Raw genomic sequence first — 24,224 nt, 5'->3', positions numbered from 1 at the left:
AGCCTGGCTTCTCTTGGTTCCAGTTTGATCAGTCTGGAAGCACGGCGTCTATAGCCGCCTTGGTTGCACGCACGACGGTGTCGATCTCCGCCTGATTTATGCAGAGTGGTGGCGCAAACCCGAGAATGTCGCCTTGCGGCATGGCTCGGGAAATGACGCCATGTTTCAAGAGTTCACCGGCGAGGGTCGGGCCGATCTTGCGCGCTGGGTCGAAGAAAGTTCGCGCAGACCTGTCTTCGACAAGCTCGACCGCCATGAGCAGGCCTTCGCCGCGGATATCGCCGACATTCGGATGGTCACCGAGCGCGTCTTGAAGGGCAGCCTTCATGTAAGTGCCCATGGCTGTCGCATTCTTCACGAGGCCAAGGCTGTCCACCAGTTCCAGATTGGCGATACCTGCGGCCGCTCCAATTGGATGCGCTGAATAGGTCCAGCCGTGGCCGATCGGTCCGTTTTCGTCCGTACCTTGCTCCAGGATTTTCCAGACCTTGTCGGACACAATGGATCCGGACAAGGGCGCGTAAGCAGACGTTAGGCCTTTGGCGATCGTGATGATGTCAGCTTCAATATTGTAGTGTTCGGAACCGAACATCGATCCAAGCCGGCCGAACCCGGTAACCACTTCATCGGCAATCAATAGAATATCGTGTTTCTTCAAGATCGGCTGGATTGCCTCCCAATAGCCCTGCGGCGGCGGCACAAGTCCACCGGTCCCAAGTGCGGGCTCGCCGATGAAAGCCGCAATTGTTTCAGGGCCTTCCCGCTCGATCATGGCTTCCAGTTCTGCTGCACAATGGGCCACGAAGTCTGCTTCGCTCATAGCTGTGTCGGGGCGGCGGAAATAATAAGGAGCCTCCGTGTGAAGGACTTGCGCCAGTGGCAGATCAAACTTCTTGTGAAAGAGCTCCAGACCGGTCAGCGACCCTGTCATCAGGCCAGAGCCATGATACCCGCGCCATCGTGAGATGATCTTCTTCTTTTCCGGACGACCGAGGATATTGTTGTAGTACCAGACCAGCTTGATGTTGGTCTCGTTGGCATCGGATCCACCCAGACCGAAATAGACCTTCGACATGTTGGCGGGTGCACGGTCGAGGATCATCTTGGACAACGTGATCGAGGCTTCCGTGCCGTGACCGACATAGGAATGGTAGTAGGCCAGCTTCTTGGCTTGCTCCGCAATTGCATCAGAGATTTCAGATCGTCCGTATCCAACGTTTACGCAGTAAAGTCCCGCAAACGCATCAAGCAGTTTGGTGCCGTTGCGATCCTCGATATAGACCCCTGAACCGGTTTCTACGATCCGGCTGGGCGCTTCACCGCGCGCGTGTTGGGCGAGGTGCGTTGAGGGGTGAAAGAGGTTTTCACGATCCCATTGATCAAGCGTGTCGTTGCGCAGCATCTTAGTCCTCATTTCTTTGAAGTTTTACGCCCAGTCACGGCAGACGTATTTGATGTCCATGAACTCGGCCATGCCCATGCGCGCACCTTCACGGCCAAGGCCGGATTGCTTCATCCCGCCGAAAGGGATAGGAGCACCGGTCACCTTGGTGCGGTTGATTGCGACCATCCCGAATTGGAGTTGCCGGCTCGCCCGATAGATCCGGCGGGGATCGCTGGTGTGAACATAGGCGATCAGCCCGTAGTCGGTCGCATTCGCGCGGGCGATGACGTCGTCTTCATCATCGAACGGTGAGATTGCGGCGACCGGACCGAAAGTCTCTTCCCGCATGATGAGCGCGTTGGCTGGAACGTCCTTTAACACGGTTGGTTGGAAGAACAGGTCTCCGGCAGGATGGCGTCCACCGCCACATAAAACTTCGGCACCGTTATTCAGTGCATCGGCAATATGTGCTTCTTGTTTGTTGACGGCACCCAAGTTCATCAAAGGGCCGATATCCGGATCCTTTATGCCTGGTCCGACGGAAAGCTGTTCCGTCCGCTCGGTGAAACCCTGGCAGAAGGCGTCGTAGATGGTTCGTTCCACGAAGAACCGATTGGCGCCGAGACAGTCTTGTCCGGATGTTGCGAATTTCGCTTTGATCGCTTCATCAATTGCACGCTCAAGGTCGCAGTCGGCGAAGACGAGAAAAGGTGCATGTCCCCCAAGTTCCAGAACGAGTTTTTTGACCGTGTCTGCGCTTTGCCGATAGAGCAGCCGGCCGATTTCCGTTGACCCTGTGAAAGAAACGACCCGAACGCGGGTGTCGTCCATCCAGGCAGATACAATCGTCTCCGGTTTCCCTGTGATCACGTTGAAGACCCCGGCCGGAAAGCCTGCCCGCTCCGCAAGCTCGGCCAAGGCGAGTGCGGAGTAAGGTGTTTCACACGACGGGTGAACGAGGACCGGGCACCCTGCGGCCAAAGCTGCCGCAGCCTTTCGCGTGATCATTGCGTGCGGGAAGTTCCAGGGCGTGATCAGCGCGGCAACACCAGCCGGTTCCATCCAGAGTTCCACTTCTGCATCCGGCAGATGAGACGTGATCCCTTCAATGTTTGGGCGTTTTGCTTCTTCTGCATAAAACTCGACAAAGGATGCACCATAGTCGATCTCACCACGTGCTTCCGACAGAGGCTTCCCCTGCTCCAGTGTCATGAGCTGAGCCAGATCTTCCTTGTTCTCGATGATCAGCTCGAACCAGCGGCGCAGAATGCGCGCGCGATCTTGCGGCAAGAGCGCAGCCCAGCCCGGAAACGCTCTCGTTGCTGCGTCGACCGCAGCGGCGCTATCTCCAGCGGTCAGCCGGGCAACATCCCCGATAACTGCTCCAGTTGCCGGATCGGATACCTCAAAAGCAGCGTTGTCCGCGCCTGCTACCCAGTGCCCATCGACATATGCGAAGGAGCGCAAGAGGCGCATGTCGGCCAAATTCGCTGAAACTGGTTCGTGCTGCAGAGCTAGGGTCATTGTTCTGGTCTCCGATTGCATAAGCAAACGTTAGGCGGAGACCGGCAGATGAAAGTTCTGTATTTGGATGGCGCGCAGGACGATTTATCTGTTTGATGCCGGATTGCTTACAGGATCGTCTTGCAAGAGGCTGTGCAAGGGGAGCTGAGCCCGGCTTTTTACCGGCTTTGTGACCACATAGGTGTAATAGCGCGCCAGCCCGGTTTTTCCGGCAAGGAGTGTGTCGATGAGCCGTTGGTAGCTGTCGATGTCTCTGGTGATGATATTGAGGATATAATCCAGGCCGCCGCCGATCGCCCAGCAAGCGACAATCTCATCATGTTGATCCACCATGCGTTCGAACTGTTGGAAGCTCTCAGACCGGTGGTCTTCCAGCTCAACGGTGACGAACACCTCGATATGCGGTGCCACTTGTTTGAGTGAGATCTCGGCGCGGTATCCTGAGATAATCCCGTGCTTTTCAAGGCGCTTCAGTCTCTCCCAAAGTGGGGTTGGCGAAAGATTGACGCGCTTTGCAAGCTCGGCTTTGGAAAGCCGCCCCTCCTTGGAAAGGGCGGCGAGGATTTTCAGATCGCGATCGTCAAGTTTCAAGGTCATAGTGTGACCATGAGCATGCAGTCAGTGCTTGTCAATTGTCATGAAAAAGATAAGCTTTAAACCATGACAATATGGAATGCTCTACCAAAGAAGCTTGATCGTCCGGCCTACCGGTCCCTGGCGGACTGGATCAGTGCGGCAATCAAGCGCGGAGACCTGGCAGGCGGCGAAAAACTGCCGCCGCACAGGGACCTTTCCTACAAGCTTGCAATCAGTGTTCAAACTGTGAGCCGGGCTTACGATCTTCTGATCCGCCGCGGGCTTGTCAAAGGTGAGGTCGGCCGGGGGACTTATGTAAACGCGCGGCCGGTGGAAACGTCGCCGCCGTATCTTCCGCATCTCATAGGGGATCAGCTTGTCGATTTCTCAAACTTGAAGCCAGTCACTGGTCAGTTGCACATGGATTGTATGCGCCGGGCTCTCAGTGGTCTTTCGAGCGATATTAGCGAAAGCGCACTGCTCTCCTTCCGGCCAGCAACCACCTTGCGGCCTTATCTGCCGGCAGCCGTCTCCTGGTTGGAGCAGTGCGGACTGACTTGTTCTTCAGATCAGATCATCATGACGAATGGCAGCAGTTCGGCTATGGCGATTGCCCTGATGACGGCTGTTGATGGCAGCGAGGTGATCGCGACCGACGCGGTCTGTCACTACCCGCTATTTAGAATGTCGCAGTACATGAACTTCAACTTGACCGGTTTGCCGGTAGACGAAGAGGGAATTTTACCCGCTGCCCTTGATGAGATGTGCCGTCAAAGATCGGTCAAGATATTGTTCTTATTGCCGAATGGTCTGGGGCCGTTGGCCTTGATCATGGGCTTGCAGCGGCGCGAACAGCTGGTCGCACTTGCGCGGAAGTACGATCTTTTGATCATTGAAAACGACGCTTGGGGGCCTCTTCAACCGCGCCGTTTGCCGCCGATTGTAGCATTGGCTCCAGAGCGTACTTTTTATTTTACCAGCTTCACGAAGTGCCTTCTGCCTGGCTTGCGGCACGGTTATCTGATCGCGCCAGAGGCGTTTGCTTCTGCGGCCTCAAATCGTCACCTGGTGATGGACTGGATTGCAACTCCTTTTATGGCCGAATTGGCCGCACGGTGGATTGAAGATGGAACGGCAGAAGAGTTGCTGTCCTGGCAGAAAACGGCCCTTAAGCGGCGCAACGCGTTGGCGCATGAGCTTCTGGCAGGTATGCCATTCAACAGCAGCCCAAACGGATTGCATATTTGGCTGCCACTGCCGGGCGGATGGGGCGAAGACAGCTTCATTGAAGCCGCACGTCAAAAAGGTATTGTCGTTGCCCCGGGTTCAGCTTTCGCCTTGCCGGGGGCAGCCGCGGCCCCCGGCGTGCGGATCTGTCTCGGCAATATGGCGGAAGACCAGTTCATTTTCGGAATGCAGCAGCTCGCTGTGCTGTGTCACAGCAAACCGGAAGGGAATGTCTTCGCGCTTTAGAGAAGTAAAGTGATCAAGCTAAAATTGTCATGATTTAATGTTTCGATTGACCTGATATTTTTCGCGCTTCACTCTCGTCTTTTGAGAAACACGGGAGCGGATAGTGAAAAGCAGTTGGCACGCAGATCCTCTCGCCAATTGGATCAGACAATGAGCGTGAACCATCGCATCAATCAGTTTGATTTCTTGGCGGCCGCAGATCGGATCAAGCCGCACGTCCGGCGTACACCCGTGGTGCCTTCCGATAGCCTGTCTGAAAAAGCCGGTGTGCCGGTTTACCTGAAGCTGGAGCAACTTCAGACGACGGGAAGCTTCAAACTGCGGGGCGCGACCAACGCAATCTCAAAATTGACTGCGGACCAGCGCCAAAAGGGTGTCGTTTGTGTGTCTACCGGAAATCACGGCCGGGCGCTGGCCTATGCCGCCAAGAAGGCAGGCATTTCTTGCACGATTTGCATGTCGCGCCTGGTTCCGCAAAACAAGGTCGATGCGATTGCGAAACTTGGAGCCGATATCCGAATAACCGGCGCATCTCAGGATGAAGCGCAACTGGAGGCGGACCGCCTGGTTCTTGAGGAGGGCCTTGTACTTCTGCCGCCGTTTGATCATCCAGACATAATCAGCGGGCAAGGAACACTCGGACTGGAAGTTCTGGAGGAGATCCCGGAGGTTCAGACCGTACTTGTCCCCTTGTCGGGCGGCGGTTTGATCGCGGGTATTGCCGCTGCACTGAAGGCTGCAAGGCCTTCGGTGAAAGTTGTTGGACTGTCCATGGAGCGGGGCGCGGCGATGGCGGCCTCATTGACAGCTGGCCGCCCGGTTCAGGTCATCGAAGAGCCCAGCCTCGCAGATTCGCTCGGCGGCGGCATTGGCCTCGACAATCAGTTCACGTTTGAAACCACCCGGGAGCTCGTCGACGACATTGTTCTGCTCACCGAGGCCGAAATTGCAGCCGGAATTCGTCATGCCTATTGGCAGGAACGTCAAGTCGTTGAGGGCAGCGGTGCGGTTGGGATTACTGGGCTTTTAGCGGGAAAAATAAATCCAATAGGGCCCGTCGCTGTTCTGCTGACAGGCTGTAACATCGATATGAACCTGCACCATCGCGTTATCGCCGGAGAGGACGTTGATCTCGCGAACAGCGAGGAAGGTTGACCCATGCCGCAAATCACGATTCTGACCGAAACAGAGCTGCGCAAGGCGGTTCCACTTAACATCGAAGCCGTTGAACAGATCGAGCGGGCTTTCGCGGCCCTGGCAAGTGGAAAGGTCGTGATGCCGCCAATCCTCTCCATGGAAATTGCCGACTTCAATGGCGAAGTCGATGCCAAAACTGCCTATGTTCCCGGTCTCGATAGCTTTGCGCTGAAAGTATCTCCCGGCTTTTTCGACAACCCAAAGATTGGTCTGCCGAGCAATTCTGGTTTGATGATCTTGTTTTCGGCACGGACGGGGTTGGTCGAAGCCGTCATGCTTGACAATGGCTATCTCACGGAAGTCCGGACGGCCGCAGCCGGTGCCGTTGCCGCGAAACACTTGGCACCTATGCAGGCATCAAGCGCTTGTATTGTAGGGGCTGGACTGCAGGCCAAACTGCAGCTGCAGGCGCTGTGCCTAGTGCGCCCGATAAAACACGCATCAATCTGGGCGCGGGATATGTCCAAGGCTCAAGTTGCCGCAAACGAGTTGGCGTCCCGTTTGGAAATCGAGGTCTCGCCTGTCTCAGACCTTGCCGCGACTGTAGAAGCTGCAGATGTGGTCGTCACCACGACCCCGAGCACCGAACCGCTCATAAGGGCCGAATGGTTGCGTGCCGGACATCACATTACAGCCATGGGATCGGACCAGCACACAAAAAATGAATTGGAGGCGGCCTGTCTGACGCGGGCTGACTTTTATGTTCCGGATCGGCAATCTCAAACCGAGTTGATGGGAGAACTGCGGGCAGCTTTGGCTGCAGGCGCTGTCAGTGCGGGGGCAAACTTCAGCGAACTCGGAGACATCGTCGCGGGGCAGGCGAGGGGGCGTGCGTCCGATGCTGACATCACGATCTGTGACCTCACCGGAACGGGGGTGCAGGACACAGCAATTGCAACATACGCCCGCGCGCAGGCTCTGTCGCTGCAAGCGGGAACGACAATCGACACATGATGAGCCGGGGATCGTTTGATGATTGAACTCACGCTTCGTTTTTCGAGAGACGAATACCAGCGCCGTGTCGACAAGACCCGCAAGGCAATGGAAGCGGCCGGGTTGGAACTGCTTATCGTTTCCGACCCGTCCAACATGAATTGGCTGACCGGATACGACGGCTGGTCCTTTTATGTCCATCAGGCGGTGCTGCTGTCCCTGGACGGTGAACCGGTCTGGTTCGGCCGGGGACAGGACGCCAATGGGGCGCTGCGCACCTGTTTCATGGATCCTGCCAACATCATCGGATATCCGGATCACTATGTGCAGTCCACGGAGCGGCATCCGATGGACTACCTTTCTGCGAAGATTGAGGAGCGTGGCTGGGCGAACCTGAATATCGGCGTGGAAATGGACAATTACTATTTTTCCGCAGCCGCGTTTGCCTCGCTGCAAAGGCATCTGCCGAACGCCCGCTTTCAAGATGCCAATACGCTGGTCAATTGGCAGCGGGCGGTCAAGTCCGCGCCGGAACTCGACTACATGCGTATAGCGGGGAAAAAGGTCGAAAAGATCCATGCCCGCATTCTGGAGAAGGCGGAGCCGGGCCTTCGCAAATGCGATCTTGTGGCCGACATCTATGATGCGGGCTTGCGTTACGATGCCCTCCTGGATGCCGGTGGAGACTATCCGGCCATTGTCCCGCTTGTGCCCTCGGGAAGTGACGCTGCGGCCCCGCATCTGACATGGGATGACCAGCCAATGAAGGCCGGTGAGGGAACCTTCTTTGAGGTGGCGGGCGTTCATAATCGTTACCATTGTCCGCTTTCGCGCACGCTTTACCTCGGAAAGCCGCCGCAAAAGTTTCTTGATGCGGAAAAGGCCGTGCTTGAGGGCCTTGAAGCGGGGCTTGAAGTCGCAAAGGCCGGAAACCTTTGCGAAGATGTAGCGCATGCCTTTTTCAAGGTTCTGAAGAAGTACGGCTTCACAAAGGATAATCGAACCGGTTACTCCATCGGCGTGTCCTATCCACCAGATTGGGGCGAGCGGACAATGTCCTTGCGCAGCGGGGACACATCCGTTCTGGAAGAAAACATGACCTTCCACTTCATGACCGGCCTATGGATGGAGGACTGGGGGTTCGAGATCACCGAAAGCATCGTCATTGGCACGAACGAACCGGAGTGCCTCGCCAATGTGCCTCGACGCTTGTTTGTGAAGGACTGATAGATGACCGGAAACCCGATCAGCCCGACCGTTCCGTTCGATCAAGATGGCATTAATCACGGCTTTTTGCGTCTTCCCTACAGCCGGGACGACTCGGCTTGGGGATCTGTGATGATCCCGATTACGGTTGTGCGCAGCAGTGACGGGCCAACTGCGCTGTTGACTGGCGGCAACCATGGCGATGAGTACGAAGGACCGATTGCGCTTCAGGAACTGGCCGCAACCCTAAAACCGGAGGACATTCGGGGGAGGGTCATCATAGTTCCGGCTCTCAACCATCCAGCCTTTCTTGCCGGGACACGTACGTCGCCAGTCGACCAAGGAAATCTCAACCGGTCCTTTCCAGGAAAGCCGGATGGGACCGTCACCCAGAAGATTGCCCATTACGTCGATACGGTCTTGATCCCGATGGCGGATATTGTTCTGGATTACCATTCCGGAGGTAAGACACTGGATTTTGTGCCGTTCGCAGCCGCGCACGTTCTGGAGAACAAAGATCAGCAGGCCGCGTGTGTCGCCGCTATGCAAGCGTTCAACGCGCCGTACTCCGCGACCATGCTGGAAATCGACAGTGTCGGCATGCTCGACACGGCAGTCGAGCAAAAAGGCAAGGTGTTTGTCACGACCGAGCTTGGCGGCGGCGGCACAGCAACGGCGCGATCGATCGGCATCGCCAAGAAGGGCGCGCGCAACCTTTTAAAGCATACCGGTATCCTGTCAGGCGAGCAGGAATTGAGCCCGACTGTGACGCTCGACATGCCGGATGAGGAGTGTTTCGTTTTCTGCGAGCAAGGAGGCATGATCGAGCCCGTATGCGATTTGGGAAACACAGTCGCTGAGGGAGACATCGTTGCTCGGGTCTGGCCGATAGATCGCACCGGCGCGAACCCAGTCGAATACCAGGCCAAACGATCTGGCATCTTGATGGCCCGTCATTTTCCCGGGCTGGTGAAGATGGGAGACTGCCTGGCAGTTGTCGCGAAGGTGGTCTAGCGCCGATTGTGGGGACGCACTTCCACTGAACGGCCCCACGCTCTCTACTCCGCCGCTTGCGCCATCTCTGGAAACAAGCCGGCCAAGCCCTCTGATGATGCTTCGCAGATCCCGCGTTCCGTGATCAGTCCGGTAACAAGCCGGTTGGGCGTTACATCAAATGCCGGGTTTCCGCCGGACGTGCCATCCGGTGTAACCTGCACAACGCCGATCGCTCCTTCGTCCGACTTACCCTGGATATGGGTTGTCTCGCGCTCAGAACGTTCTTCGATCGGGATTTCGGACACGCCGTCGCTCACGCTCCAGTCGATCGTTGGAGAGGGGAGAGCCACATAGAACGGCACATTGTTGTCGCGGGCAGCCAGTGCCTTGAGGTAAGTCCCGATCTTGTTGCACACATCCCCACGCCGGGTTGTCCGGTCTGTGCCAACGATGACCATGTCGACCAGCCCATGCTGCATTAAATGACCGCCAGCATTGTCGGTGACGTAGGTATGCGGAACGCCATGGCTCCCCAGCTCCCACGATGTGAGGGCCCCTTGGTTCCGCGGCCGTGTCTCGTCGACCCAGATATGCAACGGAATACCTGCGTCATGAGCCTGATACATCGGGCTTGTCGCGGTTCCCCAGTCGACTGTCGCAATCCAACCGGCGTTGCAGTGTGTGAGTAGTCGAACCGGCTCGCCATCTGGTTTTTGTGCTGCAATGTCCCGGATTAGTTTCAACCCGTTTTCACCGATACGGCGATTGATCTCGACGTCTTCGTCGGAGATGTCATGGGCAAGCTGAAGGGCGGTTGCCGCACGTGCTTCCACTGGAAGCAGTTTAAGCGCGGTTCGGCATCTATTCAGCGCCCAACGCAGATTGATAGCAGTGGGTCGCGTCTTTTCCAGGAATGTCCAAGCGGCGTCCAGATTGGCGTCAGAGGGATCATTGGCCATGGCCAATGCGACGCCATAAGCAGCGGTTGCGCCGATGAGCGGCGCTCCCCGGACGCGCATTTCAACAATCGCGTCCGCAAACTCCTGCATGGTGCGCACGGGCTGGGTTTTGAACTTATGCGGCAACCAGCGTTGGTCGATGATCTGAAGGCAGTTCAACTCCGCATCCCACCACAACGAGCGGTACTGTGTTCCATTGACCTTCATCCGAGTTCCCTCTTATCCAATTTTTGCCCCTATGTGGCCTTTAAACACAGTATGGGCTCGCAGCTGCAAGTTCCGCAAATCGCTATTGCCACCGCCTTTAGCCCGGCAGCGATCACGCCGCAAGAAGATGCGATTGTGTATTGATGCCGCGCTGCAGCATTTCTGCGTTGCATAAAAAATGACCTTGCGCATAATGCGGGCATGAGGGGCGGGCTATCCATACTTGTCATCGATGACAACAAGATCCGGGCATCCATCATTGAAGAGGGATTGCGCGACGCAGGGCATGAGAAAGTCATTCTTGTGCATCAAATGGAGGGGCTTGTCCGCCAGATCGCGGAGATTAACCCGGACGTCATTGTTATTGACCTGGAAAACCCCAACCGCGACCGGCTGGAACACATGTTCCAGGTGTCGCGGGCTGTGCAGCGTCCGATTGCAATGTTTGTCGATAAGGCAGACAGCCAATCGATAGAGGCAGCAGTTGATGCCGGTGTTTCCGCCTACATTGTTGATGGATTGAAGCGGGAACGCGTCAAGCCGATCCTGGATATGGCCATCAGCCGTTTCCGCGCATTTTCAAAACTTACCCAGGATCTGGAAGACGCCCGCAACGAGTTGGCGGACCGGAAGACCATAGACCGCGCCAAGGGCATTCTCATGAAGTCGAAAAATCTCACGGAACAGGAGGCCTTTGACCTCCTGCGCAAGACGGCGATGAACCAAAGCCGGAAGATTATTGAAGTCGCGCAAAGTCTGGTCATTGCCAGCGGGCTGCTGGGAGACTGATGGATGCACAAAAAAACGAAACGCCAGGGAGGGGCGGCTATCGGGGAGAGCAGGAGAATATGGGCACCAAACTGACACCGGTGATTGCCGGGTTCATACCGCTGCTCGACAGCGCTGTGTTGGTGGCGGCAAAGGAAAAGGGCTTTGCCGAACGAGAAGGCATTGCACTCCAGCTTATCCGGGAAACCTCCTGGGCAAACATCCGCGACCGGCTGGCTGTCGGCCACTTCGATGTGGCGCACATGCTGGCTCCCATGCCGATTGCGGCGAGTCTCAACCTGACCAGTCTGGCAGTCCCCATGCTGGCACCGATGGTGCTGGGGCTCGGAGGGAACGCAATTACGGTGGCAATCCCTGTTTGGCGGCAAATGGCCGGTTTTGGCGCCGATCCGGATGGTGATCCGACCTCCACCGGGTCCGCTCTCGCCAAAGTGCTCTCAAAGCGCCGTGAAAACGGTGACAGTTTGCTACGGTTTGGTGTTGTTCATCCCTTTTCTGGTCATGCGTATGAGCTTCGCTATTGGCTCGCTGCCGCGGGGCTCGATCCGGACACGGATGTCGAGATCTCCGTACTACCGCCGCAGCTGATGGCCGATGCGCTCGCTACAGGCCAACTGGATGGCTATTGTGTTGGCGAACCCTGGAACACGGCAGCAGTTCAGGCTGGGACAGGCCGAATTGCAACCTACAAACAGGCCATTTGGCCTGACAGCCCGGAAAAGGTTCTCGGTGTCACCCGGAAGTGGGCGAACGCCCATCCAGGTACCTTGTCCGCACTGATGAGGGCTATATCGGACGCCGCCGATTGGTGCGCCCGGCCTGAAAATTTGAACGAACTTGCAAAGTTACTGGCAGGGCCTAACTTTCTCGCCTGTTCCCCCGGGCTCTGCTTGCCCGCGCTCGGCGGAGACATGAGACTTGGTCAAAACACACGCAAGAGCATACCGGATTTTCTAACTTTCTCCGGCGGAGCCCGTGCCGCGCCCTCGCCCGCGCAAGGTGTCTGGTTCTACAGTCAGATGGTTCGTTGGGGGCAGGCCGTGTCTGATCCGAAAGCGGATAGGGAAGCAGCGGCAATCTTTTCTCCAGCTCTCTATGAAGAGGCTCTAGGTATTGGCCCGGATGAGGGCGCACAAACCATCCGTCTGTTTGATATGGGGACGGTATGAAGGGTGGAACATCTATCGGCAGCTTGTGATGCAGAACGCGCCTTTGGCTTGCCCAATGATTTCTGTTGCGATGCACAAAAAAGCATCAAATGCCTCCGAAATTGGCCAGAAATTGATGCGGTGGCAATAGGCGCATGTTCGGGTTCAGGTGCATGCGGCATTGGAAAATATAAGGAAATTACAAAACGCAGCGTTTGGCACGCTTCCTGCTAACAGTAAAAACAAGGCCGACGTTGGCCTCACGATATCGCGCCCATTGGCGGGCGTTCAGGCAAAGCCGCCGTTCTGACTTGCAGGTTCCTCCTCCCAAAGGCCCGCAGGATCAGTCGGCGGCTTTTTCTTTGACCTTCCAATGCTGCGCTGCAGCACAAAAAGAACTGCGAGGGACAGGACGTGAAACTCAGAGATACACTCAAATTCACCCGGCGGACCGCACTTGGCACTTTGCTGGCCGTAACAGCTCTGGCCCCGGCGACCGGGGCTATGGCTGATATGCTCGATGTTGAAAAAGATGAGCTGACCTTTGGCTTTATTAAGCTGACCGATATGGCCCCGCTCGCCGTTGCCTATGAGCTTGGCTACTTTGAAGACGAGGGCCTCTTCGTTACGCTTGAGCCCCAGGCCAACTGGAAGGTTCTTCTTGACCGGGTCATCACCGGCGAACTGGACGGAGCCCACATGCTGGCTGGTCAGCCGCTGGCTGCCACCATCGGCTTCGGCACCAAGGCCCATATTGTCACCCCGTTCTCCATGGATCTCAACGGCAACGGCATCACCGTTTCCAACGAAATCTGGGAAATGATGAAGCCGAACATCCCGAAAATGGATGATGGCCGTCCGCAGCACCCAATCAGCGCGGCAGCCCTAAAGCCGGTCGTCGAAAAGTTCATCGACGAAGGCAAGCCATTCAACATGGGTATGGTTTTCCCGGTTTCCACGCACAACTATGAGCTGCGCTACTGGCTCGCCTCTGGTGATATCCACCCAGGCTTTTATTCCGAGACGGACATCTCCGGTCAGATCATGGGGGAAGCGCTTTTGTCCGTGACCCCACCGCCGCAAATGCCGGCGACACTCGAAGCCGGTACGATTTACGGCTATTGCGTCGGCGAACCCTGGAACCAGCAAGCAGTGTTCAAGGGCATCGGCGTTCCGGTGATCACCGACTACGAGATCTGGAAAAACAATCCAGAGAAGGTTTTCGGAATGACCAAGGAATTCACCGAGGAAAATCCGAACACCACTCTCGCCATCACCAAGGCGCTCATCCGTGCTGCCAAGTGGCTGGATGAAAACGACAACGCCAACCGCATGGAAGCGGTCGAGATCCTGGCCCGTTCCGAATATGTCGGCGCGGATGCAGAAGTCATCGCCAACTCCATGACCGGGACTTTCGAATACGAAAAGGGTGACAAGCGTGAAGTGCCGGACTTCAACGTGTTTTACCGCTACTTCGCGACCTACCCATACTATTCGGATGCTGTCTGGTACCTGACACAGATGCGCCGCTGGGGGCAGATCACCGAGCACAAGCCGGACAGCTGGTATGACGAAGTCGCCAAGTCCGTCTACCTGCCGGACACCTATCTGAAAGCAGCCCGCATGCTGGTCGAGGAAGGTCACGTGGCCGAGGAAGACTTCCCGTGGGACAGCGATGGTTACCGTACTCCGACACCGGCAGCCGACATCATTGACGGCATTCCTTACGACGGTAAACAGCCCAATGCCTACATCGACAGCCTGCCGATCGGCCTGAAAGGCAAGCAGGTTGTTGACGGCAACGAAGTGGTCGGCGGTTAATCCCCGACTGTGAGAGCGGCGGTCAGCAGCCCGGCCGCTCCACCTCCCCAACACCAGAATTCAGACGTTAAGGGACGCCACCGATGGCCAACGCCGACACAGCCAGCTCCCCGGACCTTGCCCGGGCCGCCCGCAAGGAAAAACTTTTCACCTCGATCAACAAGGCCGGTGGCTGGCTGGATGCGCTGGGCTTTTCCTGGCTGGTGCCGCTCCTGAAAATCGCCGCTGGTGACAGCCCGAAAGAACAGATGGGCGAGTTGAAGCGAGTGCTCGTGATCCCGCTGATCGGTATACTGGCGTTTCTTACCATGTGGGCAGTGCTAGCACCGCAGGTTCAGACATCTCTTGGCGCTGTTCCAGGGCCGGCGCAGGTTTGGACCCAAACGGTCAACCTTTGGGAAGACCATGTGCGCGAACGTGGAAAGGCGGACGCCTTCTACGAGCGGCAGGACGCCCGAAACGCAAAGCTTGCCGCAGAAGGCAAGACCGATCGCATCAAGCACCGGACTTATACGGGCAAACCGACCTACATCGACCAGATCGGTACATCCCTGTTGACCGTTGGTCTCGGATTTCTGATCGCAACAATCATCGCCGTTCCGCTCGGTATTGCTTCAGGCCTGTCGCGCACCTTCAACGGTGCAATCAATCCGCTAATCCAGATCTTCAAGCCGGTCTCCCCGCTCGCCTGGCTGCCGATCGTCACGATGATCGTGTCTGCGACCTACGCCAATCCGTATGACTGGTTGTCGAAATCCCTTTTGATCTCGGCCGTCACAGTCACGCTCTGCTCCATGTGGCCGACCTTGATCAACACGGCCCTCGGCGTTGCCTCTGTCGACAAGGACCTGATGAATGTCGGCCGGGTTTTGCAGCTGCCGACCTGGAAAACGATCACCAAGCTGGTTCTGCCCTCCTCCTTGCCGTTGATCTTCACCGGTCTGCGTCTGTCGCTGGGTGTGGGCTGGATGGTTCTGATCGCCGCTGAAATGCTCGCGCAGAACCCGGGTCTTGGCAAATTCGTCTGGGACGAGTTCCAGAACGGCTCCTCCCAGTCGCTTGCAAAGATCATGGTTGCTGTTCTGACCATTGGCCTCATCGGGTTCATGCTCGACCGGCTGATGTTTGCCCTTCAGCGCGCCTTCACATTCAGCGCGAACCGCTAAGGAGACCCTGATGCCCTTTTTGGAAATCTCCGGCGTCTCCAAGTCTTACGGTGAAGGCGCGAGCCGCACCGATGTTCTGGACGACATCAATCTCAAGGTCGAGGATGGCGAGTTCATTGCCATCGTCGGGTTCTCGGGAACCGGCAAGACGACCCTCATTTCCATGCTCGCGGGCCTGATCGAACCGGACACTGGCGGGATCGTCTTCAAGGGCAAGGAAATTGACGGCCCGAGCCCGAACCGGGGTGTTGTCTTCCAGTCCTATTCTCTGATGCCGTGGCTTTCGGTCACGGGAAATGTCGCTCTTGCGGTCGACAGCGTTTTCAGGAAAAAGAGCGCAAAAGAGCGCAAGGAAATCTGCGACAAATACATCGAGATGGTCGGTCTGGCTCATGCCAAGGATCGCAAGCCGGCGGAACTTTCCGGCGGCATGCGCCAGCGCGTGGCGGTGGCCCGGGCACTTGCCATGCAGCCCGAACTCCTGCTGCTCGATGAACCGCTCTCCGCGCTGGACGCCCTGACCCGCGCCAAGCTGCAGGACGAATTCGCCGCGATCTGCGAGCAGGAAAAGAAGACCATCGTTCTCATCACCAATGACGTGGATGAGGCGATCCTGCTGGCCGACCGGATCATTCCATTGAAACCCGGAACGTCTGCAACGCTCGGACCGGAATTCCAGGTGCCGTTCAAACGTCCGCGGGACCGCGGCGAACTCAATCACAACGATGAGTTCATCAAGCTGCGGGCAGACATTACCGAGTATCTGATGGAGGTTGGGGCCGAACGCGGCGCGGATCTGGAGCGCGATATTGTTCTGCCGAACATCGTGCCGATCACCCAGCGGCTGAAGACGGACGACAAACTGCCCGCAATCTACGAGAAGGCTTCTGAAACGCTAAAAGACGAGCGTTTCCTCGAGTTCTCTCAGCTCCAGAAGGTCTATCCAACGCCGAAAGGTCCGCTGACTGTTGTTGATGGCTTTAACCTGAAAATGAACAAGAGCGAGTTCATTACGCTGATCGGCCATTCCGGTTGCGGCAAGTCGACGGTTCTGTCCATGGTCGCGGGTCTCAATCCGATCACCGAGGGTGCCATCATCCTGGACGGCACGCATGTCACGCAGGCAGGTCCCGACCGGGCGGTCGTTTTTCAGGCACCAAGCCTGATGCCCTGGCTGACGGCCTATGAAAATGTCGCGCTTGGCGTCGACAAGGTTTATCCGGACGCGTCCAAACAGGAAAAGCGGGACGTCATCGAATACTACCTGTCCAAGGTCGGTCTCGCTGATGCCATGCAAAAACCGGCCGTCGACCTGTCCAACGGCATGAAGCAGCGCGTCGGCATTGCCCGCGCCTTTGCATTGTCCCCAAAACTGCTCCTTCTCGATGAACCTTTCGGCATGCTCGACAGCCTCACCCGTTGGGAACTGCAGGATGTTCTGATGGATGTCTGGAAGCGGACGCAAGTGACGGCGATCTGCGTGACCCATGATGTCGATGAAGCGATCCTGCTCGCCGACCGGGTGGTGATGATGTCGAACGGCCCGAATGCCAGGATCGGCAACATCATGGAGGTGGACCTGCCACGCCCGCGCTCTCGCAAGGACCTGCTGGCCCACCCGGATTACTACGCCTACCGCGAAGAACTTCTCGACTTCCTTGAAGCCTATGAGGGCGGTGCGGATCCGAGTGAAGACCAACTCAAATCCATCCAGGAAAAACGCGCTGCGCGCATGGCCCGCCAAAAGGCCGCGATCGAAGCAGCGGAATGAAAGGGGGATGGCAACTATGACGAAACAAAAGCTTGTCATCATCGGCAACGGCATGGCGTCGGGCCGGATGCTGGAGCACCTGTTTGATCAGGACAAGGACGCCTATGACGTCACCATTTTCAATGCCGAACCACGGGTGAACTACAATCGCTTGATGCTGTCCCCGGTCCTCTCCGGTGAGAAGTCCTATGAAGACATCATCACCCATGGCGACGACTGGTACACTGAGCACGGCGTGACCCTGCACAAGTCGGCCCGCATCTCGGAGATCGACCGTTCTGCCAAAACCGTCACATCGGAAAACGGCATCACCGTCAACTACGACAACCTGGTGATTGCGACCGGGTCCAACCCGTTCATCATCCCGCTGCCGGGCAAGGACCTCAATGGCGTCCTGACCTATCGCGATCTCGATGATGTCGACCAGATGCTGGACGCCGCAAAGGACGGAGGCCGCGCCGTTGTGATTGGCGGCGGGCTGCTTGGCCTTGAAGCCGCAGCCGGTCTGAAGATGCAGAGCATGGAGGTCACGGTTCTTCACCTGATGCCGACGCTGATGGAACGCCAGCTCGATCCGGCAGCCGGGTTTCTGCTGGAGGAAGAATTCAAGCGCCGCGGCATTGATGTGCGCACCAAAGCCAACAGCCACGAAATCGTCGATGATGGTGCCGGGAATGTCAAAGGTATCCGGCTGGACGATGGCACGGAGATCGAAGCGCGCATCGTTGTGATGGCGGTTGGCATTCGCCCGTCAGCGGATCTTGCAAGGACGGCCGGGCTGGATGTCAATCGCGGAATTCTCGTTGACGACACCATGCGCACGGCCGACCCGGACATCTACGCGCTCGGCGAATGCGTGGAACATAATGGCCAGTGTTACGGTCTGGTTGCCCCGCTCTATGAGATGGCAGAGGTTATCGCGGAAAATCTTCTGGGTGGAACGTCCGAATACACAGGCTCGGTCACGGCAACAAAGCTCAAGGTCACCGGTGTTGATCTTTATTCGGCCGGTGATTTTGCCGAAGGCGAAGACCGTGAGGAAATCGTTCTGCGCGATGCCGCCGCCGGGGTCTACAAGCGCCTCGTTTTGAAGGACAACAAGATCATTGGCGCGGTGCTTTACGGGGAGACAGCCGATGGCCCGTGGTTCTTCGATCTTTTGAAAAAACAATCAGATATCTCCGAAATGCGGGAGACCCTGATTTTCGGCCAGGCGTATCAGGGGGGCGCCCCCCTGGACCCTACGGCGGCCGTTGCAGCCTTGCCGGATGATGCGGAAATCTGCGGCTGCAACGGCGTATGCAAATCGAAAATCGTTGGCGCGCTCACTGACAAGGGCCTGACCACCCTTGATGACGTGCGCGCTCACACCAAGGCCTCGGCATCGTGCGGCACTTGTACAGGACTGGTCGAACAGCTCATGCAGGTAACCTTGGGCGATGCTTACAATCCGGCGGCTGTCACGCCGATGTGCGGCTGCACGCATCTCGGGCATTCGGATGTCCGCCGGTTGATCAAGTCCAAGGGACTGACGACCATTCCGGCCGTGATGCAAGATCTGGAATGGACCACTTCCGGCGGCTGCGCCAAGTGTCGTCCGGCACTGAACTACTATCTCGTCAGCGAGTGGCCGGATGAATATGCGGATGATTATCAGTCGCGCTTCATCAACGAGCGCGTCCACGCCAACATCCAGAAGGACGGGACCTATTCGGTCGTTCCGCGCATGTGGGGCGGGATGACGTCCTCCAAGGAGCTGCGTGCCATTGCCGATGTGGTCGACAAGTTCAATATTCCGGCAGTGAAATGCACCGGCGGTCAGCGCATCGACATGCTGGGCATCAAGAAAGAAGACCTGCCCGCCGTGTGGGCCGATCTCGGCAAGGCCGGGTTCGTGTCAGGTCAGGCCTATGCGAAAGGCCTTCGGACCGTGAAGACATGTGTCGGCACGGACTGGTGCCGGTTCGGAACACAGGACTCCACAGGTTTCGGCATACGGATCGAGAAATTCATGTGGGGCTCCTGGACACCGGCCAAACTGAAGCTGGCTGTCTCCGGGTGCCCGCGAAACTGCGCGGAAGCCACCTGCAAGGACATCGGGGTTGTCTGTGTCGACAGCGGCTTTGAAATTCACTTTGCGGGCGCTGCCGGGCTCGACATCAAGGGCACGGAAATTCTCGGTCTCGTCACAACCGAAGACGAGGCGCTCGAACATATCGTCGCGCTCACGCAAATGTACCGGGAGCAGGGCCACTACCTGGAACGGATCTACAAGTGGGCCAAACGCATCGGCTATGACGAGATCCGCCGTCAGATCATGGACGATACGGACAAGCGCAAAGCCTATTATGACCGCTTTGTCTTCTCCCAGAAGTTTGCCCAGGTCGATCCATGGTCGGAGCGTGTTTCAGGCAAGGACAAGCACGAGTTCAAGCCGATGGCAGTGCTCACTCAGGAGGCGGCGGAATGAACGCGCATCCAAGAAACTGGGTCGCCATCGGCGACCTGACAGACATCCCGCGCGAGGGCGCCCGGGTGGTGAAAACCGATGCTGGCTGCATCGCCGTATTCCGGACCGCAGATGACAAGGTTTACGCACTGGATGATCGTTGCCCGCATAAGGGTGGCCCTCTCAGTCAGGGCATAGTCCACGGCACTTCGGTGACCTGTCCCTTGCACAACTGGGTGTTTGACCTGGCAACAGGCCTTGCCCAGGGCGCAGACGAAGGGGCAGTGGCCATGACAGCAGTCCGGGTTGAGCAGGGCCGGATCCTGCTTGCAGCCGACGATCTGGCACGCCGGTCGGCAAGCTGACCGCGTCCACCCAATCAAAAATCGAGGAAAGCCCAAGGAGCCGCGCCCGATGACCGGCATATCAAAAGAAAAAACGGTCAAGACCACTTGCCCTTATTGCGGTGTGGGATGCGGGGTGCTGGCAACTGTCAGAGAAGACGGATCGGTGGGAATTGCCGGCGATCCGGATCATCCGGCTAACTACGGCCGGTTGTGCTCAAAGGGGTCAGCGCTGGGGGAAACCCTGTCATTGGAAGACCGGCTGCTTTATCCGGAAATCGGCGGCAAGCGGTCCGATTGGGACGGGGCACTGACTCTCGTTGCCGAAAAATTTTCAGCCGCAATCCGGGAACATGGACCGGACAGCGTCGCCTTCTATGTTTCCGGCCAGATCCTGACCGAAGACTATTACGTCGCCAACAAGCTGATGAAAGGCTTCATCGGCTCGGCCAACATTGACACGAATTCAAGGCTCTGCATGGCCTCGTCCGTTGCCGGCCACCGGCGCGCGTTCGGCAGTGACACCGTTGCTGGAGCCTATGAGGATCTTGAAACCTGCGATCTTCTCGTGCTGGTCGGGTCAAACCTTGCCTGGTGTCACCCGGTGCTGTTTCAGCGGGTCGAGGCTGCAAAGGCAAACAATCCGAACATGCGGGTCGTCGTCGTCGATCCACGAGAAACAGCGACGTGCGCAATCGCGGACTTGCATCTCGCCTTGAAGCCGGACACGGACGTTGCGCTTTTCAACGGCTTGCTCGGGTTCCTTTCCGAAACAGAGGCCCTAGATCGAACCTACATCGAGGCTCACACGAACGGCTTTGAAGACGCAATTCAGGCTGCCGGCGCGTGCGAGATCAACCGGATTTCGGGCGAAACTGGTCTGACACCGCATGATCTTGCGACTTTCTACACGATGGTCGCTCGGACGGAAAAAACGGTCACCCTCTACAGCCAGGGCGTAAACCAATCGGTCGTCGGCACAGACAAGGTCAATGCGATCATCAACACGCATCTTGCGACCGGCAGGATCGGCAAACCGGGGATGGGGCCGTTCTCGGCAACGGGTCAGCCGAATGCCATGGGGGGGCGTGAGGTCGGCGGCCTTGCCAATATGCTCGCTGCCCATATGGCGATTGAGAATCCGGATCACCGCGCGCTTGTGCAGTCTTTCTGGCAGAGCCCGACGATTGCATCAAAACAGGGTTTGAAAGCCGTTGACCTTTTCAATGCTACGCGGAACGGCAAGATTAAGGCGCTCTGGATCATGGCCACCAATCCGGTCGACAGCCTGCCGGACGCCGATGGGGTCGCCGAAGCCCTCGAAATCTGCCCGTTTGTGGTGGTGTCCGACGTGACAAGGGCGGCTGATACCGTCGCCTACGCCGATGTCCTTTTACCCGCCGCCGCGTGGGGCGAGAAGGACGGAACAGTCACCAATTCCGAGCGGCGGATTTCACGGCAAAAGAAGTTCCTGGATCTGCCGGGCGATACAAGACCCGATTGGTGGCAACTGGCGGACGTTGCCCGCCGAATGGGGTTTGAAGACGCCTTTCATTACGATGGTCCTGCCGCCATCTTCCGGGAACATGCCGCACTGTCCAACGCGGGAAACAACGGTTCACGAGATTTCGACATCAGTGCCCTGAAAGACATCTCTCCTGCCGCGTTCGACGACCTGGAGCCCATCCAGTGGCCACAGCCAGGCACGTCTGTAAGCAACGGCGAAACGCGGTTCTTTGCCAAGGGCGGATTTTTCAGATCGGACGGCAAGGCGAATTTCATCGCGGTCTCGCACAAGGAACCGCGCAAGCGCGAACGGCGTTACCCGCTGGTTCTGAACACCGGCCGGGTCCGGGATCACTGGCACACCATGACCCGCACGGGCAAGACACCGCGCTCGTCTTCGCATATTGCCGAACCCTATGCCGAACTCCACCCGGATGATGCGCGGGAGGCCGGGATTGCTGCAGCCGATCTGGTAGAAGTCAAAAGTCCGCACGGGTCTGCCGTTGTCCGGGCGCAGATCACCGGCCGGGCGCAAAAAGGGTCTGTGTTCGTGCCGATGCACTGGACCGATCAGGTCAGCTCGAAGGGCCGGATCGACGCGGTGGTGGCACCGGAAACAGATCCAGTGTCAGGTCAACCGGGCTCAAAATTCACCCCCGTTGCCATCCGCAAACTGGAGTTCGGCTGGCACGGTTTTGCGGTACTGAGAAACAAGCCGGACCAGCTCGAAACTGGATACTGGGCGATTGCCCCGACTGAAGGCGGCTGGCGCGTCGAAATGGCTGGCAACAGCGAGACAGATCTTGAACACCATGCGGCCCGTCTCCTTCCCGAAGACGCAGAATTCCTGAGGTTCGAAGACGTCACGACTGGGGCGCTCAGGATCGCAGGCTGGACCGGCGCAGATCTGGCCGGAGCGTTCTTCTTTGGGCCGGATCCCGTCGGTGTGTCCCGGCCATGGGCCTGCGGGTTGTTGACCGCTGAAACGGCCACCAAAGACCAAAGGTTCCGGGTTCTTGCGGGCCGTCCGCCAGCGGACCTTCCGGACAAGGGCGCAATCGTCTGCTCCTGCTTTCAGGTTGGCAGCTCGGAAATAGCCGTAGAGGCAGCGAGAGGCGCCACCACCGTCAAGGCTATCGGTGCCTGCCTGAAAGCTGGCACCAATTGCGGGTCCTGCCGCTCCGAAATCCAGACTCTGCTCGACGCTGTTGCCAAGGAGACACGTGAAGATGCCGACATCGCGCAAGCCAGCTGAAGTGCGCCCGAAACGGCGTGCGACAAGGGTCGAGCCTTTGGCGAGCCTGCCGTTGTTCTTTCCGCTTGAAGGCCGCAAGGTGGTTCTCGCCGGAGGAACGGACGCAGCCGCCTGGAAGGCAGAACTTCTGGCCGCCAGCGGGGCCGAAGTGCACGTCTTTGCCGAAGAACTCAGCGAGGTATTCGAAACGCTCCTGGAGCGGGGCAGCGTGAAGGGCCGCTTTGTCCATCATGCCCGTCCGTGGAGCGTGGACGTGATTTCAGGTGCGGCACTCGCGATCGCCGATGCCCCCTCGGACGGGGCAGCACAGGCGTTTTATTGCGCTGCCAAGGCCGCAGGTGTTCCGGTCAACGTCATCGACAATCCGCCGTTTTGCGAGTTCCAGTTCGGCTCCATCGTCAACCGCTCACCGGTCGTCATCGGCATCTCGACCAATGGCGTCGCCCCGATCCTCGGTCAGGCGATCCGGCGGCGAATTGAAACACTGTTGCCAACCTCGCTAAAGGACTGGGCCGCGCTTGCGGGCCGGGTCCGGGCCCGCGTTCTGGAAACCCTTCAGCCGGGCGCAGAGCGCCGCCGGTTCTGGGAACGGTTCACCGACATGGCCTTTTCCGGTAAAGCTGTTGCAGAGGAAACTGCAATCTGTGATCTGGAAGGCGTGTTCGGCGAGGCTGCCCATGCTGGGCAAGGCCGCGTGACACTGGTTGGCGCCGGGCCGGGCGATGCGGAAAACCTGACCCTGAAAGCCATGCGGGCGCTTCAATCAGCCGATGTCATTCTGTTTGACGATCTGGTCGACGACAGTGTTCTGGAACTCGCCCGCCGTGAAGCCAAGCGCATGCTTGTCGGCAAACGCGGCGGAAGGGAAAGCTGCCGTCAGGAAGACATCAACGACATGATGGTATCGCTCGCCAGTCAGGGCAAACACGTCGTCCGGCTTAAATCCGGCGATCCGATGATTTTCGGCCGGGCAGGGGAGGAACTGGAACGACTGGCGATGGCAGGTATTCCGGCCAGTGTTGTGCCGGGCATTACCGCGGCTTCTGCGATGGCCGCCGAACTCGGCGTCTCGCTGACGCACCGCGATCACGCTCAATCCGTTCGTTTTGTAACGGCGCATTCGCGTCAGGGCGAGCTGCCCGGCACGGTTGATTGGAATGGGCTTGCCGATCCTGCAACGACCACCGTTTTTTATATGGGGCGGCGCATGGCAAGCCGGATCAGCGAGCGGTTGATCGCGAAAGGCCGCCAGCCAAACACTCCCGTGCGGGTGATGGCCAATGTTTCCCGGCAGAATTCGGTCAGCTGGTCGGGTGTGTTGTTCGACCTCGCTGACGGAGTGGAGAGCTTGGCAACAGACGGTCCGGTGTTGATTGCGGTCGGCGAAGTTTTTGCCAACGTTGGACAAGCAGCAGAAGCAGCATCGTATCATGACACGGAACTCCGGGCCGCTGCTGCCAACTGATGGACCTCGGGGGCAACTTCACATGCATTGTTGCTGAGGATTGTGAACACGCGGT

At 57.9% G+C, this 24,224-nt stretch carries 18 protein-coding genes; 14 read left to right on the top strand and 4 right to left on the bottom strand.

Annotation, left to right across the window (positions count from 1 at the left end; translation table 11 throughout):
* Positions 1–28 precede the first annotated feature (28 nt).
* The 3 genes from SADFL11_RS14245 to SADFL11_RS14235 all read right to left on the bottom strand — a co-directional run bounded on the left by SADFL11_RS14245 (position 29) and on the right by SADFL11_RS14235 (position 3,505).
* Complete coding sequence (locus SADFL11_RS14245; protein WP_040451462.1) at positions 29–1,402, bottom strand: aspartate aminotransferase family protein; 1,374 nt, start codon at positions 1,400–1,402, stop codon at positions 29–31.
* A 24-nt stretch (positions 1,403–1,426) separates the two neighbouring features.
* Complete coding sequence (locus SADFL11_RS14240; protein WP_040451464.1) at positions 1,427–2,908, bottom strand: NAD-dependent succinate-semialdehyde dehydrogenase; 1,482 nt, start codon at positions 2,906–2,908, stop codon at positions 1,427–1,429.
* Between the two features lie 84 nt (positions 2,909–2,992).
* On the bottom strand, positions 2,993–3,505 hold the full coding sequence (locus tag SADFL11_RS14235; RefSeq protein WP_008197217.1) for an Lrp/AsnC family transcriptional regulator: 513 nt from the start codon (positions 3,503–3,505) through the stop codon (positions 2,993–2,995).
* A gap of 63 nt (positions 3,506–3,568) precedes the next feature.
* Between SADFL11_RS14235 and ehuR the strand changes: the two genes are divergently transcribed.
* The 5 genes from ehuR (at position 3,569) to doeB (ending at position 9,307) form a co-directional block, all read left to right on the top strand.
* Positions 3,569–4,957, top strand: a complete 1,389-nt coding sequence (gene ehuR, locus SADFL11_RS14230) for a MocR-like ectoine utilization transcription factor EhuR (RefSeq protein WP_008194943.1) — start codon at positions 3,569–3,571, stop codon at positions 4,955–4,957.
* A 150-nt stretch (positions 4,958–5,107) separates the two neighbouring features.
* Positions 5,108–6,112, top strand: coding sequence for a hydroxyectoine utilization dehydratase EutB (eutB, locus tag SADFL11_RS14225; RefSeq protein ID WP_040451466.1), 1,005 nt, complete (start codon positions 5,108–5,110; stop codon positions 6,110–6,112).
* Between the two features lie 3 nt (positions 6,113–6,115).
* The gene (locus tag SADFL11_RS14220; protein ID WP_008190865.1) at positions 6,116–7,108 is read left to right on the top strand and encodes a cyclodeaminase; all 993 of its coding nucleotides are present in this window, start codon (positions 6,116–6,118) and stop codon (positions 7,106–7,108) included.
* A 21-nt stretch (positions 7,109–7,129) separates the two neighbouring features.
* Complete coding sequence (gene doeA, locus SADFL11_RS14215; protein WP_209002877.1) at positions 7,130–8,314, top strand: ectoine hydrolase DoeA; 1,185 nt, start codon at positions 7,130–7,132, stop codon at positions 8,312–8,314.
* A 3-nt stretch (positions 8,315–8,317) separates the two neighbouring features.
* A complete protein-coding gene (gene doeB / locus SADFL11_RS14210; protein WP_008193305.1) occupies positions 8,318–9,307 on the top strand; it encodes a N(2)-acetyl-L-2,4-diaminobutanoate deacetylase DoeB in 990 nt (329 codons plus the stop codon).
* A 44-nt stretch (positions 9,308–9,351) separates the two neighbouring features.
* Here the strand turns inward: doeB and mtnA are convergent, their stop codons facing one another.
* Positions 9,352–10,455, bottom strand: coding sequence for an S-methyl-5-thioribose-1-phosphate isomerase (gene mtnA / locus SADFL11_RS14205; protein ID WP_008194882.1), 1,104 nt, complete (start codon positions 10,453–10,455; stop codon positions 9,352–9,354).
* A 201-nt stretch (positions 10,456–10,656) separates the two neighbouring features.
* On the opposite strand from mtnA, the gene SADFL11_RS14200 reads away from it, so the two are divergent.
* The 9 genes from SADFL11_RS14200 (at position 10,657) to cysG (ending at position 24,169) form a co-directional block, all read left to right on the top strand.
* Complete coding sequence (locus SADFL11_RS14200) at positions 10,657–11,244, top strand: ANTAR domain-containing response regulator (protein ID WP_008193088.1); 588 nt, start codon at positions 10,657–10,659, stop codon at positions 11,242–11,244.
* A complete protein-coding gene (locus SADFL11_RS14195) occupies positions 11,244–12,413 on the top strand; it encodes a CmpA/NrtA family ABC transporter substrate-binding protein (protein ID WP_008194101.1) in 1,170 nt (389 codons plus the stop codon). Before SADFL11_RS14200 ends, SADFL11_RS14195 begins: the two co-directional genes overlap by 1 nt.
* Before the next feature lie 393 nt (positions 12,414–12,806).
* On the top strand, positions 12,807–14,213 hold the full coding sequence (locus SADFL11_RS14190; RefSeq protein ID WP_008195749.1) for a CmpA/NrtA family ABC transporter substrate-binding protein: 1,407 nt from the start codon (positions 12,807–12,809) through the stop codon (positions 14,211–14,213).
* An 83-nt stretch (positions 14,214–14,296) separates the two neighbouring features.
* Positions 14,297–15,379 (top strand): ABC transporter permease, encoded by a 1,083-nt coding sequence (locus tag SADFL11_RS14185; protein ID WP_008195523.1) that lies wholly within the window; start codon positions 14,297–14,299, stop codon positions 15,377–15,379.
* Positions 15,380–15,389: 10 nt separating this feature from the next.
* A complete protein-coding gene (locus SADFL11_RS14180; RefSeq protein ID WP_008189133.1) occupies positions 15,390–17,150 on the top strand; it encodes an ABC transporter ATP-binding protein in 1,761 nt (586 codons plus the stop codon).
* Between the two features lie 16 nt (positions 17,151–17,166).
* Complete coding sequence (gene nirB, locus SADFL11_RS14175) at positions 17,167–19,620, top strand: nitrite reductase large subunit NirB (protein WP_008192014.1); 2,454 nt, start codon at positions 17,167–17,169, stop codon at positions 19,618–19,620.
* The gene (gene nirD / locus SADFL11_RS14170) at positions 19,617–19,964 is read left to right on the top strand and encodes a nitrite reductase small subunit NirD (protein WP_008188857.1); all 348 of its coding nucleotides are present in this window, start codon (positions 19,617–19,619) and stop codon (positions 19,962–19,964) included. Before nirB ends, nirD begins: the two co-directional genes overlap by 4 nt.
* 49 nt (positions 19,965–20,013) lie before the next feature.
* Positions 20,014–22,704 (top strand): nitrate reductase, encoded by a 2,691-nt coding sequence (locus SADFL11_RS14165; RefSeq protein WP_008195849.1) that lies wholly within the window; start codon positions 20,014–20,016, stop codon positions 22,702–22,704.
* Positions 22,679–24,169 (top strand): siroheme synthase CysG, encoded by a 1,491-nt coding sequence (gene cysG / locus SADFL11_RS14160; protein WP_081450552.1) that lies wholly within the window; start codon positions 22,679–22,681, stop codon positions 24,167–24,169. Before SADFL11_RS14165 ends, cysG begins: the two co-directional genes overlap by 26 nt.
* Positions 24,170–24,224: the final 55 nt, after the last annotated feature.

The sequence above is a fragment of the Roseibium alexandrii DFL-11 genome (assembly GCF_000158095.2).
Taxonomy (GTDB): Bacteria; Pseudomonadota; Alphaproteobacteria; order Rhizobiales; family Stappiaceae; genus Roseibium; species Roseibium alexandrii.
This window is presented reverse-complemented; position numbering and strand designations above follow the sequence as displayed.

What these genes read in the sequence shown, in the direction of transcription:
- SADFL11_RS14235 (WP_008197217.1), bottom strand. Translation starts at nt 3,505, where the DNA reads ATGACCTTGAAACTTGACGATCGCGATCTGAAAATCCTCGCCGCCCTT.
- SADFL11_RS14195 (WP_008194101.1), top strand. Translation starts at nt 11,244, where the DNA reads ATGGATGCACAAAAAAACGAAACGCCAGGGAGGGGCGGCTATCGGGGA.
- SADFL11_RS14220 (WP_008190865.1), top strand. Translation starts at nt 6,116, where the DNA reads ATGCCGCAAATCACGATTCTGACCGAAACAGAGCTGCGCAAGGCGGTT.
- ehuR (WP_008194943.1), top strand. Translation starts at nt 3,569, where the DNA reads ATGACAATATGGAATGCTCTACCAAAGAAGCTTGATCGTCCGGCCTAC.
- SADFL11_RS14180 (WP_008189133.1), top strand. Translation starts at nt 15,390, where the DNA reads ATGCCCTTTTTGGAAATCTCCGGCGTCTCCAAGTCTTACGGTGAAGGC.
- doeB (WP_008193305.1), top strand. Translation starts at nt 8,318, where the DNA reads ATGACCGGAAACCCGATCAGCCCGACCGTTCCGTTCGATCAAGATGGC.
- nirD (WP_008188857.1), top strand. Translation starts at nt 19,617, where the DNA reads ATGAACGCGCATCCAAGAAACTGGGTCGCCATCGGCGACCTGACAGAC.
- SADFL11_RS14245 (WP_040451462.1), bottom strand. Translation starts at nt 1,402, where the DNA reads ATGCTGCGCAACGACACGCTTGATCAATGGGATCGTGAAAACCTCTTT.
- SADFL11_RS14165 (WP_008195849.1), top strand. Translation starts at nt 20,014, where the DNA reads ATGACCGGCATATCAAAAGAAAAAACGGTCAAGACCACTTGCCCTTAT.
- mtnA (WP_008194882.1), bottom strand. Translation starts at nt 10,455, where the DNA reads ATGAAGGTCAATGGAACACAGTACCGCTCGTTGTGGTGGGATGCGGAG.
- cysG (WP_081450552.1), top strand. Translation starts at nt 22,679, where the DNA reads ATGCCGACATCGCGCAAGCCAGCTGAAGTGCGCCCGAAACGGCGTGCG.
- SADFL11_RS14240 (WP_040451464.1), bottom strand. Translation starts at nt 2,908, where the DNA reads ATGACCCTAGCTCTGCAGCACGAACCAGTTTCAGCGAATTTGGCCGAC.
- nirB (WP_008192014.1), top strand. Translation starts at nt 17,167, where the DNA reads ATGACGAAACAAAAGCTTGTCATCATCGGCAACGGCATGGCGTCGGGC.
- SADFL11_RS14200 (WP_008193088.1), top strand. Translation starts at nt 10,657, where the DNA reads ATGAGGGGCGGGCTATCCATACTTGTCATCGATGACAACAAGATCCGG.
- SADFL11_RS14185 (WP_008195523.1), top strand. Translation starts at nt 14,297, where the DNA reads ATGGCCAACGCCGACACAGCCAGCTCCCCGGACCTTGCCCGGGCCGCC.
- eutB (WP_040451466.1), top strand. Translation starts at nt 5,108, where the DNA reads ATGAGCGTGAACCATCGCATCAATCAGTTTGATTTCTTGGCGGCCGCA.